The following is a 17,018-nucleotide window of genomic DNA, read 5'->3' as shown; positions in this document are numbered from 1 at the left end:
ACGTAGATTGCGAATTGGTGGCGTCAGCCCACAGAACCTTCGAGCGAAATGCCGATCAGCTTCTGCGCCTCGACGGCGAATTCCATCGGCAGCTCCTGGATAACGTCCTTGACGAAGCCGTTGACGATGAGCGCGATCGCCTCCTCTTCCGGGATGCCGCGCTGCATGACGTAGAACTTCTGGTCCTCGGAAATCTTGGAGGTCGTCGCCTCGTGCTCCACCTGCCCGGACGCATTCTTTACCTCGATGTAGGGCACCGTGTGCGCGCCGCACTTGTCGCCGATCAGCAGCGAATCGCAATTGGTGAAGTTGCGGGCATTCTCGGCGCGACGATGGATCGAGACCTGGCCGCGATAGGTGTTCTGCGACTTACCGGCGGAAATCCCCTTCGAGATGATGCGGCTCGACGTGTTCTTGCCGAGGTGGATCATCTTCGTACCGGAGTCGATCTGCTGGTGGCCGTTGGAGACAGCGATCGAGTAGAACTCGCCGCGGCTGTCGTCGCCACGCAGGATGCAGCTCGGATACTTCCACGTGATCGCCGAACCGGTCTCGACCTGTGTCCAGGAGATCTTGGAGCGAGCGCCGCGGCAATCGCCACGCTTGGTGACGAAGTTATAGATGCCGCCCTTGCCCTGGGCATCGCCAGGGAACCAGTTCTGCACCGTCGAATACTTGATCTCTGCATCATCCAGCGCAACGAGTTCGACAACAGCCGCGTGCAGCTGGTTCTCGTCACGCTGCGGCGCCGTGCAGCCCTCGAGATAAGAAACGTAGCCGCCTTCTTCGACGATGATCAGCGTGCGCTCAAACTGGCCGGTGTTCTTCTCGTTGATGCGGAAATAGGTCGACAGCTCCATCGGGCAACGGACACCCTTCGGGACGAAGACGAAGGATCCATCGGTGAATACGGCGGCGTTCAACGTCGCATAGTAGTTGTCAGTGGTCGGAACCACCGAGCCCAGATACTTCTTGATGAGCTCTGGATGCTCGCGGATGGCCTCGGAGATCGACATGAAGATCACGCCGGCTTTCTCAAGTTCCTTCCGGAAGGTGGTCACGACCGAGACGGAGTCGAAGACAGCATCGACGGCGACCTTGGAGGTCTTCACGCCGGCCAGGATTTCCTGCTCGCGGAGCGGGATACCGAGCTTTTCATAGGTGCGCAGGAGTTCCGGATCGACTTCATCCAGCGACGTCGGCCCCGTCAGGTTCTTCGGCGCCGCATAATAGTAGATATCGTTGAAGTCGATCTTCGGATAGTCGACGCGTGCCCAGGTCGGCTCTTCCATGGTCAGCCAGCGGCGATAGGCGTCGAGACGCCATTCCAGCATCCATTCCGGCTCCTGCTTCTTGGCCGAGATGAAGCGGATGATGTCTTCGGAAAGACCTTTCGGGGCCTTGTCCACTTCGATAACGGTCTCGAAGCCGTATTTGTACTGATCGATGTCGATCCCACGGACCTGATCGATTGTCTCCTGGACGGCAGGCATGCGCGTTCTCCAACTGTCAGCCGGCAGTCGAGCCGGCGCCTCTTTGTTCGGACGGGAAGTTCCGCCTTTATGTAGTTGCCAAAAGGCGCGTTTCACACCTCGCGGCAAGCGGAAAGTTGCCTTTCCGCAAGTTTATTGCTGCTAGGCAGCCTCTCCTGCCGGACGTCGCCGGTCGGAAATCTTCTTGAACGCAGCAAGCGTCGCTGCAATGTCATCTCGGGTGGTCTTGGGCCCAATGGAAATCCGCAGGCCTCCGATCTCGTTGTCGAATCCCATGGCCGTCAGCACCTGGCTCTGCCCCACCTTTCCGGAGGAGCACGCGGAGCCTGCCGAGATCGCAACTCCTTCGAGATCAAAAGCGATCTGCCCTGTTTCCGACTTCAAGCCCGGGAGGCTGAAAAAGCAGGTATTGGCGACCCGGTCGACGTCACGCCCATGGATGATGACGTCCGGCGCTGCGGCAAGCATTCCAGCCTCCAGATCATCGCGCAAACGGGGGATTAGAGAATTTCGCTCGCCTAATCCTTCAAGTGCTGCTTCAGCCGCAGCCGCGAAGCCAATGATCGCGTGGAAATTCTCTGTCCCCGACCGGTGACCCTTCTCCTGGCCGCCGCCCCGGATGAGAGGCTCCGGCATCAGGACCTCACCCCGCGCCACCAAGGCCCCCACCCCCTTCGGGCCGCCGATCTTGTGGGATGTGAGGATCAGGAAATCCGCATCGAGAGCAGCAATGTCCACCGGTATGCGACCAACAGCCTGGACCGCGTCCACGATGAAAAGCCCGCCATACCGATGCACGATCTGCGCAGCTTCGGAAACAGGCTGGATGACGCCGGTCTCGTTGTTGACCAGCATCAACGCCACCATAGGCAGACCGGCTGACCGATCGTGGCCTGCCAGCGCCTGTTCCAGGGCATCGAGATCCACGACACCTGAGCGCGTGGCGGCGAACCGGCTTATCTGCTCCGGGGCGAACCGTCCGCCTTCGCGGACGGCTGAGTGCTCGATCGCCGAAGCATAGAGGCGGCTTACCTTGAGCGGTGAGCGCCCCATACGGAAATCAGGTGTCAACACATGATTGATCGCTTCGGTCGCACCGCTCGTGAAGATCACATGGGCGGGCTCCGCCCCGACAAGAGCGGCAACATGACGTCGGGCCCTCTCGACAGCCGCACGAGCCGCACGGCCTTCGGCGTGGACGGAGGAAGCATTGCCGGGAAGTGCAAACGCGTCGACCATCGCCTGCCGCGCTTCATCCATGAGCGGAGCGGTCGCGTTCCAGTCCATGTACACGCGTGCCAAAGCCATTGCCCGACCCGTTTTCCTTCCTAGATACCCGGTCAACTCAGCGCAGCGCCGGAGCAGCCGCATTTTTCTTGAAATTCAAAACAGCCTTGCCGTAAGAGACGTCAGCCGGCCATCAGGCGGCCCAAGTTTCGAATGGTTCTAAACTGAGTTCTAGAAAAGCTGACCGGCTTCGTCAAGTCTTACTTGGCGCTCAGTGCACGACCAGAACACGTGACCGGAGTACCAATGCCCGAAGTCATCTTCAACGGCCCCGCAGGTCGACTGGAAGGCCGCTACCAGCCTTCCAAGGAAAAAAGCGCGCCGATCGCCATCATCCTGCATCCGCATCCGCAGTTCGGCGGCACGATGAACAACCAGATCGTCTACCAGCTCTTCTACATGTTCCAGAAGCGCGGCTTCACGACGCTTCGGTTCAATTTTCGTGGCATCGGACGCAGCCAGGGAGAGTTCGACCACGGCGCAGGCGAGCTTTCGGACGCGGCATCCGCTCTCGATTGGGTCCAGAGCCTTCATCCGGACTCCAAGAGCTGCTGGGTCGCCGGTTATTCCTTCGGCGCGTGGATCGGAATGCAGCTTCTCATGCGCCGCCCCGAAATTGAAGGCTTCATGTCGATCGCGCCACAGCCGAATATCTACGATTTTTCCTTCCTGGCGCCCTGCCCCTCGTCCGGCCTGATCATTCATGGCAATGCCGACAAGGTGGCGCCCGAAAAGGACGTCCTGGGTCTGGTCGACAAACTGAAGACCCAGAAGGGCATCCTGATCACGCACAAGACGGTGGAAGGTGCGAACCACTTCTTCAATGGTCAGGTCGACCATTTGCTGGCGGAGTGCGAGGATTATCTCGACCGCCGCCTCGAAGGCGATCTGGTGCCTGAACCTGCTGCCAAACGGATAAGGTAAGCCGAACAGCACTGCGAGCTTTAGCGGCCGCCGTAACGGGCGGCCGTTCGCGTTCAGAGCCATTGCGGGGTGGTACCTGCTGCCAGGCGTTCAAGCGGCCAGACTGCGCGCCTGATGGACACGATCCCGGCCGCCTCGCTTGGCATCGTACAGCGCGGCATCCGCCTGGCGCAATGCAGTCTCCAGGTCACCGTTCGCAGGCAGAGCCGCGACACCGAAGCTGGCGGTTACGACAGAACCGCCGGGCAGACCGGGTACCGTCATCTTGCGGGTACCGATCCTCAATGTATCTGCAACGGCAACGGCGATGGCCGGAGACGTCCCGGGTAGCAGGACCGCGAATTCTTCTCCGCCAATGCGCGCGACGATCGCACCGGTTCCGGCAAGCGTCGTGATCATCCTCGCGAAGGCACTGATGACCATATCGCCGGCGTGGTGGCCATAGCTGTCGTTGATCGACTTGAAATGATCGATGTCGCACAGGATGACGGCATGCTGACGATCGCCGGAACTGTCGACCATCCTCTTCGCCGCTTTATCAAGGCCTCTGCGGTTGGCGAGCCCGGACAGGCTGTCATGTTCTGCATGGCCCCGCTCCACTGCCATGATGTCCAGCGTCAGAACAGCGAGCAGCATCAGCCCCACGGCAACGATCAGGACTGCCGTTATGCTCTGCGACATCACGGCATAGGACGTGGATATATAAGCACTTGGGGTCGCGCCCGGGCCCATCAGGGCCGCAAGGGTCGCCTTGACCAGGAAATGCGCCCCGCTGAATGCCAGGACGAAACCGAGCGCCTTGTCCATCGCCGTCTTACGATCCGAGAGGAAGACAGTGATTGCGGCCGAGAACGTGACCACCGCATAGGGACCCTGATAGACGAAACCGTACCCCCACCACGTCCGCGGGACTTCTCGCACCATAAGATACCCGGCCATGCCCAAGAGAAAGATTGGCAGAGCGGCCCGTACCGAGAAAGGCCGATCGTAGAGGAGGGAGACGCCCCAATGTAGCAGCACGAGCCCGGCCAGCACGGTTCCATAGACAGCAAAGGACCAGGGTGCGGGATTACTGGCATAGGCCACGCCGAGTTCGGAGATCATCGTCAACGACGCGATGAACAGGCCGCCGGAGAATAGAAGAGCGGACGAGCGCCAGCGGCTGTAAATGGAGACCACTGCGAAAACCGCACTGAAACACACACCGATGAGGAAATTGACCCAAAGAAATAACGCGGCAGCAGACATAGTGGACCAGCTTGTTGAACAGTCGCGCAGTGGGCGCGCTTTTGCATCGCAAACACAACTGTTAGTAACGACAAAAGATTAACATCATCACGTTGAGGGCGATGCCACCAACCCGCCCTTCATGGGACTTGGCACCCCGGTTGTCCCAGGAAAGGTCAAGGGCAAGCCCTTCATGCTCCGGACAGCCAGATAGGCCCAGGCTTCCGCTTCCATCGCGTCACCGTCCAGCCCTGCTTCCTCCGCGGTGGCAACGCGGGCGTCGCGTTCGCCAGCGAGTTCGCGAAGATCCGCCATGAGCACCTCGTTAAGGCGTCCGCCCCCACAGACGACATACAAGCCGGGCGGCTCAGGCAGGTGCTTGGACGACTGGATGATTGATGCCGCAGCCACATAGGCGAGCGTCCTGGCCCCATCAGCCAGTTCCACCTGATGGCCGGCCGGCGGGAGGAAGTCGTTTCGGTCCAGGGAACGGCGCCGCTTGTCCGTGAAGAATGGCTGCGAGAGATAAGTCCCCGCCAGGTCATGGTCGATCTGGCCCTCGGAGGCAATCAGCCCACCCTGATCGTAGGGGACGCCCGCATTCGCGTCCACCCACTGGTCGATCAGACTGTTTCCAGGTCCGCTGTCGTAGGCGACGATTTCGCCGTCGGTGCCGATGAAGGTGAGATTGGAGATGCCGCCGATGTTTACAAAGCAGACTGGCCACTCCGGAAGCTGAAGCCCTTCCGCAAGGGCGGCGTGATAGGCGGGCACCAGGGGGGCCCCCTGCCCGCCATGGGCCATGTCGTTTGCGCGCATGTCGAAGACAACGGGTATGCGGGTCAGGTCGGCCAGGCATTGACCGTCACCCAACTGGATCGTCAGCCTCTGCTCGGGCCGATGCAGCACGGTCTGCCCATGGAAGCCGATGACATCGATCTCGGAAGCCGAGAGTCCATTGAGCTGCAGGAACTTTTCAACTGCTTCAGCATGCCGACGCGTCAACTCATCTTCAACGCTCAAGAGACACCCGGGGCGGTCGTCGCGGAAACGGGCCACCCTCGCGTCCTCCAGCGCCTGCTTGAGCCTCTGGCGGAATGCGTTCTCGTAGGGAATGCCAAGGAAGGCTCCACGCTCCACGCGACGTCCGCCATCTGTATGCAAGAGGGCAATATCGATGCCATCCATCGATGTCCCGCTCATGAGACCGATTGCTGTTTTCATCCCGTCCATTGATGGCATCCAGAATCAATTTTGGAGTGATTATGCGCGAAAACAGTGGTAGAGGCCCGCGCGTATCCGGAATTCCTTTCAGAGAACGTCATGTCCAGCTTCAAGTCCGATTTCCTCCGCACCATGCATGAGCGCGGCTTCATCCATCAGGTTTCCGATGAAAGCGGCCTCGATGACCTGCTCGCGAAGGAGAGCGTGACGGCCTATATCGGCTTCGACCCGACCGCTCCCAGTCTGCATGCCGGCGGGCTCATCCAGATCATGATGCTGCACTGGCTACAGGCAACGGGTCATCAGCCCATCTCGCTTATGGGTGGCGGCACCGGCATGGTCGGCGATCCTTCCTTCAAGGAGGAAGCACGCCAGCTGATGACCATCGACACGATCGAGAGCAATATCGCGTCGATCAAGCGGGTGTTCTCCAACTACCTCGACTATGACAAGGGGCCCAAGGGCGGTGCCCTCATGGTGAACAATGCCGAATGGCTTCGCGAGCTGAACTACCTCGAGTTCCTGCGCGATGTCGGACGCCATTTCTCCGTCAACCGCATGTTGTCCTTCGACAGCGTGAAGACGCGCCTCGACCGAGAGCAGTCGCTGTCATTCCTAGAGTTCAACTACATGATCCTCCAGGCTTACGATTTCGTCGAACTTAACCAACGCTACGAATGCCGGCTGCAGATGGGCGGATCGGACCAGTGGGGCAACATCATCAACGGCATCGACCTCGGTCACCGGATGGGGACGCCGCAGCTCTACGCGCTGACCTCGCCGTTGCTGACCACCTCCTCGGGCGCGAAGATGGGCAAGTCCATTAACGGCGCGGTCTGGCTGAACCCCGACATGCTGTCCGCCTACGACTTCTGGCAGTACTGGCGCAATACGGAGGACGCCGATGTCGCTCGGTTCCTCAAGCTGTACACGACGCTGCCGATGGACGAAATCGCCAGGCTTTCGGCGCTTGGCGGGACGGAAATCAACGAGGTCAAGAAGATCCTCGCAACTGAAATCACCGCCATGCTGCATGGTCGGCAGGCAGCCGAGGAGGCAGCCGAGACCGCCCGCAAGACCTTCGAGGAAGGCGCATTGGCCGAAAATCTGCCAACTGTGGAGATACCCACCGCCGAAATCGAAGCGAGCACAGGCCTCCTTGCGCTGATGGTACGGGCTGGCCTGGCGGCTTCGAACGGCGAAGCGCGCCGGCATGTGCAGGGCGGCGCGGTAAAGATCAACGACCGGCCGGTTGCTGACGAACGCACGATGATCGGCAGCTCCGATGTCACGGAAGCGGGCGTCATCAAGCTCTCGCTTGGCAAGAAGAAGCACATCCTCGTCCGCCCGGCCTGATCCGCAGGAGGCGGAGCATCTGGAACAGGCCCGGCCCGCGCGCCGGGTCTTTCCCGCTCTACTGGAATTCGAAGATCTGCCGGAAAATGCCTGGTGCAATGATTGACAGCGGATTGATCGTCAGTCGCGGCTCCGCGAATGGCCCCTCCAGCTTGAACGTGATCCCGATCAGACCGCGGTCGCGCCCATTCCCGAGGATGGCGCCGATGATCGGCAGTTCACCAAACAGTCGGTTCAGCCCATAGGCGGGCATGAAGGTGCCGGTGAGATCGGTGTTGCCTGCAGCATCACGTACCACGCCCTGGAAGCTTGCACCGATCTGCTCGCCGCGGACGATCCCGTTCTCCACCGCAAGCACGCTGTCGCGGTAGACGATCCTCGCGAAGCCACGCTGGAAGCGGGCGGAACTGATGTCGATATCACGCTTCACCGCAGCATTCAGGCTGCGCCCGTCCTTGCCGACCGGCGTAGACACGAGAGACTGCAGCTTCTCTTCGTTCACCAAGCCAAAGTTGCGAATGTCGATCGAGCCGCTCCAGATGCGTCCTTCCTGCGCCCTCAGCGTGAGGTTCAACAGGCCGCCGCGCATCCTGTTATAGAGATTGGCAAAACGCGCAACGGCGCCCGCATCACCACTGGTCAGTGAAATCGTGTTCCCTTGCTGCATGCGGCTGACGACCGCTTCGCCAGTGCTCGTGACCGCCGAGAGATCAGCCGCCGAGACAGTCCCGCCAGCGGCGGAAAACAGCATCGATACGTTTTGAAGCCTCTCGTCGTTGAAGCCTATCGCCTGGTCGAGTTTCAGCTCCACCGTGACGTCCATGTCCCCGCCATCGTCTGAGCGACTCGATGAACGCAGCTGGCGAAGCACGGGCCGCATGTCGGCTGATGAACCGGTCACCGTCACCTGCAGCCCCCCACGTTGTCGCTTCACGCTGGCGGCGAAGTCGTCGCTCGGCGACAGTCGCATCCTGGAAAACTGAGCCGTCTGTAGCGCGCCATCCTGCAGGGAAAGGCTTCCTTGCGCGCCAAACCCTTCGCCGCTCAGTTCGAAGTTCTCGACCCGGTCAGTCTCTCCGTCCTTCACGACATCGAACGTGGCCCGCGCCGGAATGCCACTTCCCTTGCTCCAGCCTATTCCGGGGACAGACAGCGTGGCGTTCGTCAGGTCAAGCTTGAGGCTCTGTCGATCGTTTTCGAGCAGGCGCACTTCGGCCTTCATCGACCCATCGACGATGTCGTCGAGGCCCGGCGTCAACACGTCGCGCTGAGCGTTGTTGAGCGTTGCCGTGACCACCCGCTCCCTGGCCACCATCGATCGCGTCCCGACAGGCTCAACCAGTGCGATCTCCGCAGGCACGCCGTCGATGGCAGCCTTCGCCTCGAGGCGGGCCGCCTGAGGATCGACCTTAAGGACGCCAAATACGTCGCTGACTGATCGCCCGGAGAACTCCTGCGCAACGTTTACGTCGTTCAATTGAATTTCGGTATTCCATGTCGGCTCGGGTGGCTGGTGCTCAGAGATCAACCCGAACTGAGCCGTCACTTTTGCACTTGCATATCCCGAGAAGTCCTCCGGAGCGAAGTCGGTGTCCTTCAGCGCATTCAACGGCGGGAAATTTGCGAGCTCGGCAATCGCGTCGGCGGCCCCCGAGACCTGAAGCGACAGGTCGCCCATCAAGGGTTTTGCATAGGTCGAACGCAGCACAAAGCGCGAGTCGCGGACGGCGACTGACCTGCCTGAGGGAAAGTAGGAGGCGGCGGAAGCGATATCGACGTTCATGACCTCGCCACGCAGGTCGAAACGACCTTCAACATCCCGGAGCGGCGGGATCTGGCCTGGCAGGTTCATTCGGGCGTCGTCGATGGCGAAGCTGATCTGCAATTCATCATCGTCCAGCTCCAGCGGATGACCGGGTCCTTTCATCCTTCCGGCAGGGATAAACACCGCCAGCGATCCGTTCGTGACCGTACCGCCGAACATGTTCTGGGTCGCCCATTCGCGCGCCTTGCGGGCCATCCAGAAGGGCCATAGCTGCTTCACCCCCGTAACCTGCATGCTCGGCAACCTCGCGCCGAAGCTGATCTCCGGCGACTCGTCCCCAAACCGGACCTTGAGTGACCCGGCCATGGTTCCCTGGGGACTCGATACCATCATGTCGTCGAACTGCAGTTCCCGCTCCACGGCAAGATAGTGCCCCCCCGCTCGCAGATCGAAGGTCGTCGGTTCTTCGGCGGAACCTTCGGCAACCGCCCGCCCACCGCTGACCAGCAGATTGATACCGAAGCCGGGGCGGGTTTCCCCCGGCACAAGTCGATTGAGGTCGATGACGGCACCGACGAACGGGACGACTGTCGGCCCGAACCGGATTTCCGACTGGAGCAATTCGAGTGAATGCTTCGAGAAGTCATAGGCAGCATTGATCGCGCCGCCGGACAATTCCTGCTCTATTCCATCGAAGTAGAAGAGCCCGGGCGAGTTTCGCACTGTGGCAGTGATTGCCGGAGGTGTGGATTCACGTGCCCTGACTGCCGAGAGATCGACGTCGACCGTACCTTGCACGCCGTCACGAGCGGCGCCGTCATCCGCTCGTCTCAGCAGGAAGGGCGTGACCTCGAGCTCGCTCAGTGTCGCAGAGAGTGCTGAGGTGACCCCATCCACCACCGACGCGCGGGCAATCAAGGCGGCGGGCTGCCCGTCAAGACGGACTTCTCCCGTTACAGCGATCTCGCCGGGGTCCGAATGTGCGAGATCCAGTTCATCGACCTGCAAGGTCAGCGGACTGCGCCCCGGGCCCGCAGGCAGCAGAACCTCGACACCAGATATCCTGATGGATCGGGTTCCAGTCCGCGCCATCAGACCTCTGGCCTCGTCCAGTCTCTGGAACGCCTGCTCCAGAAGGTCAGGCAGCTTGTCAACCCGCACTTGCGACAGCGCCATCGGCTCGCCCGAGGGCAATGCCCCCGTATCCACATGGATTCCATCGGCCTCCATGTGCCTGATAGAAACACGACCGGCCAGCAGTGCCAGCGGATCGATGGCCATGCGCATCGCCGCAGTTCTGGTGAGGCGCGCGCCGGTCGCCTGCTCGATGATATCCACGTCCCGTGCTTCGATCGCTAGGCGGAAGTCGGAATCGAATCGGATCGCGGCTGACCCGACCGAGGCCGCGTAGCGAGGGCCTATCGCATCGTTCAGAGCGTTCGTAGCTCGGGCAGAGAGCGTGCCGTCGACGATCCCACCCTCGATGGCGAAAATGGAACTGCCGATCGCCGTCAGAACGAGCATTGCCAAGAGAACGAGCGTCCGGCCGATCCGGCGCACTCGCGATCGGGGCGGCGGACAGTGGACGATGATGGCATCCTCCGCCTGGGCGGATGGAAGACGATCGAGCGGCGTTATGTCCTTCTTGTTGAAGCTGACCTTTTCGCCCCGGATTTCCGACATCAGAGAGTATGCCTACCTTCTTGCCGGTGACTGATCTGTTTTCCGGTCGAACTAGTATACACGAACGAGCGCCTGATGATTCATAATGCTGGCAAAAGAAAGGACGATCATGACGAAGCTGAGTATCGGCGACCATGCCCCAGATTTCACCTTGCCGCGTGACGGCGGCGGCACGATCTCCCTTCGCGACTTTCGGGGTCGGAACGTCGTCCTGTACTTCTATCCGAAGGACGACACTACCGGTTGCACGGCGGAGGCGGTTGCCTTCACTGCCCTTCTCCCCGAGTTTGAGGCGTTGAATACGTCGATCATCGGGGTTTCACCGGATTCGGTCTCAAGGCACGACAAGTTCGTGGCCAAACATGGCCTGCGGGTCATCCTCGCGTCTGACGAGGAAAGTCGGACATCAGAGGCCTATGGCGTCTGGGTGCAGAAAAGCATGTATGGACGCAGCTATATGGGCGTCGAGCGCGCCACCTTTCTCATAGGGGATGACGGCCGCATCCGCGCCGTCTGGCCCAAGGTAAAGGTCGCGGGTCATGCGGAAGAGGTGCTCAAATCGCTCAGAGGCGACTGAGCCGGCACCTCTCTTCAACGTCCCAAAATCAACGGTCCATTAACCTTAACCGGGTGTAATCCCGCCATCGGATGACCTTGGGTCGGATGGTGGGGCAGCGTCTTGGTAGTTTCCGGAAACAGAAAAGCATTTGGTCGCAAGAAGGTCGAGCACGTCTTGATCCTTGCCAGTGGCGAAAAGGTACGCCACGTGACCATTCGTCCCTGGATGACGGCGGCTGCCGCAATCTTTCTCGCAGTCTTCACGCTTGGCTATCTGGCGGCAACGGGATACCTCGTCCTTCGGGACGACCTCATCAACGCGACGCTGGCACGGCAGAATCGCATGCAGCGTGACTATGAGGATCGCATATCCGTCCTCAGGGCACAGCTCGACCGGGTCACCTCCCGGCAAATGATGGACCAGCAGCTGATCGATCAGAAGGTGCAGAAGCTCCTGGAACAGCAGAACGCACTATTCTCCCGGCATGGAAAGTTAGGCGATCTATTCGATCGGGCCGCGGAAGTCGGGCTCACGACGCCACCGGTCTCAGTCAAACCTCCCAAAGACGAGCGCGAAGCATCTCTTGGACAAGCAAGTGACGCGATCCTCGCTCTTCTCGGCAAAGACGAGACTACTCTCCCCGACAATGTTCCCACACTTGCCTATGCGCCCTTGCGGGAAGGTCGATCGGAAAGGGCCGATCGCATGTTCGCCGACATGTCGCAGTCGCTGCAGCTCCTTGAACAGAACCAGTTGGCCAGCATAGAGGCGCTGACCGTCGACGCATCCGAAACTGCATCCCAAATCGCCAGAATCATGAAGCGGACCGGCATCGACGTGGATGCCCTTGTGAACGATGGCGACACGGGATTGGGCGGGCCCTTCGTCGAACCGGAGCCCCTTAGCGATCCATTCGAGACTTCGATCGAGGAACTCGACGCCGCCCTGAACCGGCTGGAGACCCTTCGCGGCACAGCCCTCGCCCTGCCCTACGGCAATCCGGCCCCCGGAAAGTCGATCACCAGTCGCTACGGCAATCGCATAGACCCGTTCCTCGGGCAACTCGCCTTTCATGCAGGAATCGATTTCCAGGCGTCGACCGGCGCAAAGGTCGTCAGCACCGGTGCAGGCACAGTGATCGCAGCCGAATATTCGGGCGGTTACGGAAATCTGGTCGAGATCGACCACGGCCACGGTATCACCACGCGCTTCGGCCATCTTTCCAAGCTGCTCGTCAAGAAGGGCGACCGGGTTTCCGCGGGAGACGTGATCGGCCGTGCCGGAACGACCGGCCGATCCACCGGACCCCACGTTCATTACGAGGTTCGGCGAAACGGCCAGGCCGTAGACCCCGTGCACTTTCTCAATGCGGGCATGAAGTTGACCAGCTATCTTAACTGACAGGATTTCAGTTTCGCCCTTGGCTGCATCTTAAGCACGCGCATTCACCACGCTTGCAGCAAACCTCCCGTGTTTCCTTGACTTTCCGGTCTTTTACCCTTATTTCGCCGCCAGATGTTGGGCACGCGCTGTGCGCCGACCAGTGTGTTCTATGAAGAACCGGAACGGAAACAGATTTCCCTTTGACTACATTTGCTGATCTTGGCCTGAGCCAGAAAGTCCTCTCTGCCGTCACCGACGCCGGCTATACCACACCGACGCCAATTCAGCTGGGTGCGATTCCGCACGCGCTGCAGCGCCGTGATATCTGCGGCATCGCTCAAACAGGAACGGGAAAGACGGCGTCGTTCGTCCTGCCCATGCTGACCCTTCTGGAGAAGGGCCGCGCCCGCGCCCGGATGCCGCGCACGCTCATCCTGGAGCCGACCCGCGAACTCGCGGCCCAGGTCGCGGAGAACTTCGAGAAGTACGGCAAGAACCACAAGCTCAACGTAGCCCTGCTGATCGGCGGCGTCTCCTTTGAGGAGCAGAACCGCAAGCTCGAACGGGGTGCGGACGTGCTGATTTGCACACCTGGCCGGCTGCTCGACCACTGCGAGCGCGGCAAGCTGCTCATGACCGGAGTGGAAATTCTCGTCATCGACGAAGCTGACCGTATGCTCGACATGGGCTTTATTCCGGATATTGAGCGGATCGCTAAGATGATCCCGTTCACGCGCCAGACCCTGTTCTTCTCAGCTACCATGCCGCCGGAGATCCAGAAGCTTGCCGACCGTTTCCTGCAGAATCCGGAACGTGTCGAAGTCTCGCTGCCCTCTTCGACAGCAACTACCGTAACTCAGCGCCTCGTCGCCGCCCACAACAAGGACTACGAGAAGCGCGCTACCTTGCGCGATCTCATCAAGGAACAGGAAGACCTGAAGAACGCCATCATCTTCTGCAATCGCAAGAAGGACGTGGCTGACCTGTTCCGCTCGCTAGAGCGTCACGGCTTCTCTGTCGGCGCCCTGCACGGCGATATGGATCAGCGTTCGCGCACAACCATGCTGCAGAGCTTCCGCGACGGCGAAATACAGTTGCTGGTTGCCTCTGACGTCGCAGCGCGAGGACTTGACCTTCCGGATGTTGGCCACGTGTTCAACTTCGATGTGCCGATCCATGCCGAAGATTATGTGCATCGCATCGGTCGCACCGGCCGGGCGGGTCGCTCCGGCAAAGCCTTCACGCTGGTGACACGATCGGATGCCAAGTATCTCGATGCGATCGAAAAACTGATCGACAAGAAGATCGAATGGTTGAGCGGCGATCTTTCGGAACTGCCCGCGCCGATGGAAAGCCATGACAGCGATCGTGGTCGCAAGGGCCGCGGTCAGGCAAAGGACCGCAGTCGCGACAAGGATCGCGGACGTGGCAAGCGCAGCGAATCGGCGCCGAAGTCGGAGCCGGCCGCAGAGATAGAAACAGTTGAAGAGGTTGCAGTGGAAGCGAGCCAGGAGCAGAACGGACCAGAGCGCCGGAACGAGAGAAGGTCGCAGCCGACAGCTCGGGCAAGCCGTCCCAACCCTGCCAATGACGACAGCCGTGATCGCCGCTCTCGCCATCGCCGCGACCATGACGACGGTCCGACACCTATCGGCTTCGGTGACGATATCCCCGCCTTCATGCTGATCGTCGCCAACGCCGGCAAGGCCTGAACCATCGTGGCATCCGCAACACCTGGCACTGATTTCCCGGGCGTTGGTGCTGGCCTCGTGATCCTCAATGGTGAAGGCAAGGTTTTGCTTTGCCGCAGGCTGCGTGCGCCGGAAGCGGGCCACTGGAACATCGTTGGCGGCAAGGTGGATCCGATGGAGCCTGCTGCGGTGGCCGCACGCCGGGAGGCCGAAGAAGAAACGGGCCTGCAGATCGGCAGCGTCGAACCGCTTTGCATCACCGAGCAGATCATCGAGGCGGATCGCCAGCACTGGGTCTCGCTGATCTACGTGACGCGGGACTTCTCGGGCGAAGAAAGCCTGACGGAGCCGGACAAGCTCTCCGAGATTGGATGGTTCGATCCCGCCGAGCCACCATCCCCCCTCTCTGTCTTCGCCTCGGAAGCCTTTGCGGCGCTCAGGTCGCGCGCCTGAACTAGGTCGGGCTTTGGGCCCGCAACGCCGCCTCGTAAGCCAGACGCAGCCACTTTTGTAGAATATCCGGATCATCGAGAGCTTCGTCGGGAATGGTCCAGTAGGGCATGGCTGCCGGTTTCCCCTTCTTGCTTTCGTATGTCCACTGCCGAGCGCCGGCGGCACGGAATTCCGCGGCACTCGTGGCATCCGCCTTCAGGAGCAGTTCGCCATCGGACAATTCGAGGGCGATGATCAGACCCTGGTGATAGATGCCCTTGCCGCCGAACATGCGCTTGATCGTGACGGGTCCCAATGGCTCGAACATTTCCTCGATGGCATCATTATTCATCGTTCAGTCCCCCAGGATGCCTCCTGCTGCGACGACGGCTTCCGGAGTATCGACGTCGATATGCGCAGCGCGGCCGATGTCGATGTCGATGAGGGGAAGGCCGCAGTTTTCCACGATCGAACGGGCGCCGACATCCCCCTGGAGCTTCCGCACGGCCTCGAAGGTCGCGTGCGGAAGTATGATCGGATTGCCTCGCTTACCGTCATGGACAGCGCGGACGACAGCCTGTCCTCCGGCGTTTCGAAAGGCTTCCACCATCCGTGAAATATGCGTCACCGTCACCGCCGGCATGTCGGCCAGCATCACAAGGACGCCATCGCAACTGCTGACACCGTGGGACGACAAGCCCGTCACCAGCGAACTCGCCATGCCAGATGCATAGTCCGGATTGAAGACGATCTTCACGTCCACGCCTGCAAGCGTCGCCTCGATTTTCTCGTGCCGGTGACCGGTCACCGCGACGACCGGCCTTAGGCCGGCTGCGAGCAGCGTTTCGACACTTCGTCGCACCAGCGGCACGCCCCCGAAGGACGCCAGCAGTTTGTGCGGTCCACCCTCGCCCATGCGCCGCGCCTGTCCAGCCGCCAACAGCAATGCCCCAACGGTCACCGCCTCGCCTTCCGTCGCCTGCACAGCATCGCGCGGCCTCGGCCGTTCAAGTATCTCCATCAGCAGCCCACCTACCCCCATACCGGTAATGTCGAAGGACGTTGGTCTTTCTCCGGCGAGGATCCGGTTCAGTATCCAATCAAACCCGTTTTCCTTCGGCGACCGGGCGCAACCGGGAGCTCCTATGACCGGGATGTCCCCGATCGCACCGAGGACCAGGAGGTTTCCGGGATCGACCGGCATTCCCACCTGCTCTACTCTCCCACCCGATGCACGAATGGCGGCGGGAATGACATCGTCCGGATCCGCCACGGCGGAAGCTCCGAAAATCACGATGAGGTCGGGCTGTTCTCCGCCCGACGCCGTCACATCCACAAGCGCGGCAGCGACTTCCCCGGTATCATGGGCGACGCGTTCCTCCCGGTAAACACTGCTTCGCGAGGGTTCCAGTCGTTGCGCCAGAAGACGGGCCGTACGATCCATGACGGACGGTTTCAACGTCGGGAGAGCCGTGGCAATTAACGCCACCCGATGCGGACGGTAAGGCCTGAACGAGAAGGCGGTCGATCCCCGGACCAACTGAGCGGCGGCCTCGACCTTGGAAGACGCGACGGCGAGCGGGATGATCTTCACCGTCGCCACCATGGCGCCCGCCGTGACCGGAGAGTGGTCGGCGATCGTGGCAAGCGTGATGCCAGGATCAATCCGGTTGAGCGAGTCGACGGTGGTGCGATCGGCAATAAAGAGGCCGTTCTCCGTCGCATAGATGTTCACGCGGCCGGTCGTTGCTTCGGACCGACGTGTATGGGGGGTGTCGAGCGCTTGCGCGACTGCCCTAGCGGCATCGTCTTCGAGCATGTCGCCCGGCTCGAGGCGACACACCGTGACGTTCTCGATGCCGCCCTTCTCTATGGCCTCGATATAATCGGGCGTCAGGATCGTTCCCTTGGGTATCCGCCCACCCGCCAGCCGGAGGCTGTGGGCGAGGATGCATCCTTCGGCACTTTCTGTGGGAACCGGTCCGAACTGCACG

Annotated in this window: 13 protein-coding genes; 6 read left to right on the top strand and 7 right to left on the bottom strand. The window is 60.9% G+C overall.

The annotated features are described in order from the left end of the window. Window positions 1-23 precede the first annotated feature (23 nt). Together sufB and ACEPP2_RS06520 are read right to left on the bottom strand one after the other, a co-directional pair. On the bottom strand, window positions 24-1,493 hold the full coding sequence (gene sufB / locus ACEPP2_RS06525; RefSeq protein ID WP_077546377.1) for a Fe-S cluster assembly protein SufB: 1,470 nt from the start codon (window positions 1,491-1,493) through the stop codon (window positions 24-26). Between the two features lie 141 nt (window positions 1,494-1,634). Beyond that, window positions 1,635-2,801 (bottom strand): cysteine desulfurase family protein, encoded by a 1,167-nt coding sequence (locus ACEPP2_RS06520; protein WP_395516118.1) that lies wholly within the window; start codon window positions 2,799-2,801, stop codon window positions 1,635-1,637. Between the two features lie 225 nt (window positions 2,802-3,026). On the opposite strand from ACEPP2_RS06520, the gene ACEPP2_RS06515 reads away from it, so the two are divergent. Further along, window positions 3,027-3,704, top strand: coding sequence for an alpha/beta hydrolase (locus ACEPP2_RS06515; RefSeq protein WP_077546379.1), 678 nt, complete (start codon window positions 3,027-3,029; stop codon window positions 3,702-3,704). A gap of 90 nt (window positions 3,705-3,794) precedes the next feature. On the opposite strand, the gene ACEPP2_RS06510 is transcribed toward ACEPP2_RS06515, so the two are convergent. Then, window positions 3,795-4,883: a GGDEF domain-containing protein gene (locus ACEPP2_RS06510; protein WP_395516117.1), complete on the bottom strand. Its 1,089-nt coding sequence runs from the start codon at window positions 4,881-4,883 to the stop codon at window positions 3,795-3,797. 156 nt (window positions 4,884-5,039) lie between these two features. Next, window positions 5,040-6,164 carry an anhydro-N-acetylmuramic acid kinase gene (locus ACEPP2_RS06505; RefSeq protein WP_077546381.1) on the bottom strand — a complete coding sequence of 375 codons (1,125 nt, stop codon included), beginning with the start codon at window positions 6,162-6,164 and terminating at the stop codon, window positions 5,040-5,042. A 90-nt stretch (window positions 6,165-6,254) separates the two neighbouring features. On the opposite strand from ACEPP2_RS06505, the gene tyrS reads away from it, so the two are divergent. Beyond that, window positions 6,255-7,511 (top strand): tyrosine--tRNA ligase, encoded by a 1,257-nt coding sequence (tyrS, locus tag ACEPP2_RS06500; protein WP_152340117.1) that lies wholly within the window; start codon window positions 6,255-6,257, stop codon window positions 7,509-7,511. A gap of 58 nt (window positions 7,512-7,569) precedes the next feature. On the opposite strand, the gene ACEPP2_RS06495 is transcribed toward tyrS, so the two are convergent. Next, window positions 7,570-10,959 (bottom strand): YhdP family protein, encoded by a 3,390-nt coding sequence (locus ACEPP2_RS06495; RefSeq protein WP_152340116.1) that lies wholly within the window; start codon window positions 10,957-10,959, stop codon window positions 7,570-7,572. A 109-nt stretch (window positions 10,960-11,068) separates the two neighbouring features. Here ACEPP2_RS06495 and ACEPP2_RS06490 point away from each other — a divergent pair, with 109 nt between their 5' ends. From ACEPP2_RS06490 to ACEPP2_RS06475, 4 genes are all read left to right on the top strand, one after another. Next, on the top strand, window positions 11,069-11,536 hold the full coding sequence (locus ACEPP2_RS06490) for a peroxiredoxin (protein ID WP_077546872.1): 468 nt from the start codon (window positions 11,069-11,071) through the stop codon (window positions 11,534-11,536). A gap of 102 nt (window positions 11,537-11,638) precedes the next feature. Then, window positions 11,639-12,919 (top strand): M23 family metallopeptidase, encoded by a 1,281-nt coding sequence (locus tag ACEPP2_RS06485; RefSeq protein WP_395516116.1) that lies wholly within the window; start codon window positions 11,639-11,641, stop codon window positions 12,917-12,919. A 182-nt stretch (window positions 12,920-13,101) separates the two neighbouring features. Next, complete coding sequence (locus ACEPP2_RS06480) at window positions 13,102-14,613, top strand: DEAD/DEAH box helicase (RefSeq protein ID WP_395516115.1); 1,512 nt, start codon at window positions 13,102-13,104, stop codon at window positions 14,611-14,613. 6 nt (window positions 14,614-14,619) lie between these two features. Further along, the gene (locus tag ACEPP2_RS06475) at window positions 14,620-15,045 is read left to right on the top strand and encodes an NUDIX domain-containing protein (RefSeq protein ID WP_395516114.1); all 426 of its coding nucleotides are present in this window, start codon (window positions 14,620-14,622) and stop codon (window positions 15,043-15,045) included. A gap of 1 nt (window position 15,046) precedes the next feature. On the opposite strand, the gene ACEPP2_RS06470 is transcribed toward ACEPP2_RS06475, so the two are convergent. Beyond that, window positions 15,047-15,376 (bottom strand): TfoX/Sxy family protein, encoded by a 330-nt coding sequence (locus tag ACEPP2_RS06470; protein WP_152340111.1) that lies wholly within the window; start codon window positions 15,374-15,376, stop codon window positions 15,047-15,049. A 3-nt stretch (window positions 15,377-15,379) separates the two neighbouring features. Then, a complete protein-coding gene (locus ACEPP2_RS06465) occupies window positions 15,380-17,017 on the bottom strand; it encodes an NTP transferase domain-containing protein (RefSeq protein WP_395516113.1) in 1,638 nt (545 codons plus the stop codon). Window position 17,018 lies beyond the last annotated feature (1 nt).

It is taken from the genome of Pseudorhizobium flavum, from assembly GCF_044142885.1.
GTDB classification, from domain to species: domain Bacteria; phylum Pseudomonadota; class Alphaproteobacteria; order Rhizobiales; family Rhizobiaceae; genus Neorhizobium; species Neorhizobium flavum.
This window is presented reverse-complemented; position numbering and strand designations above follow the sequence as displayed.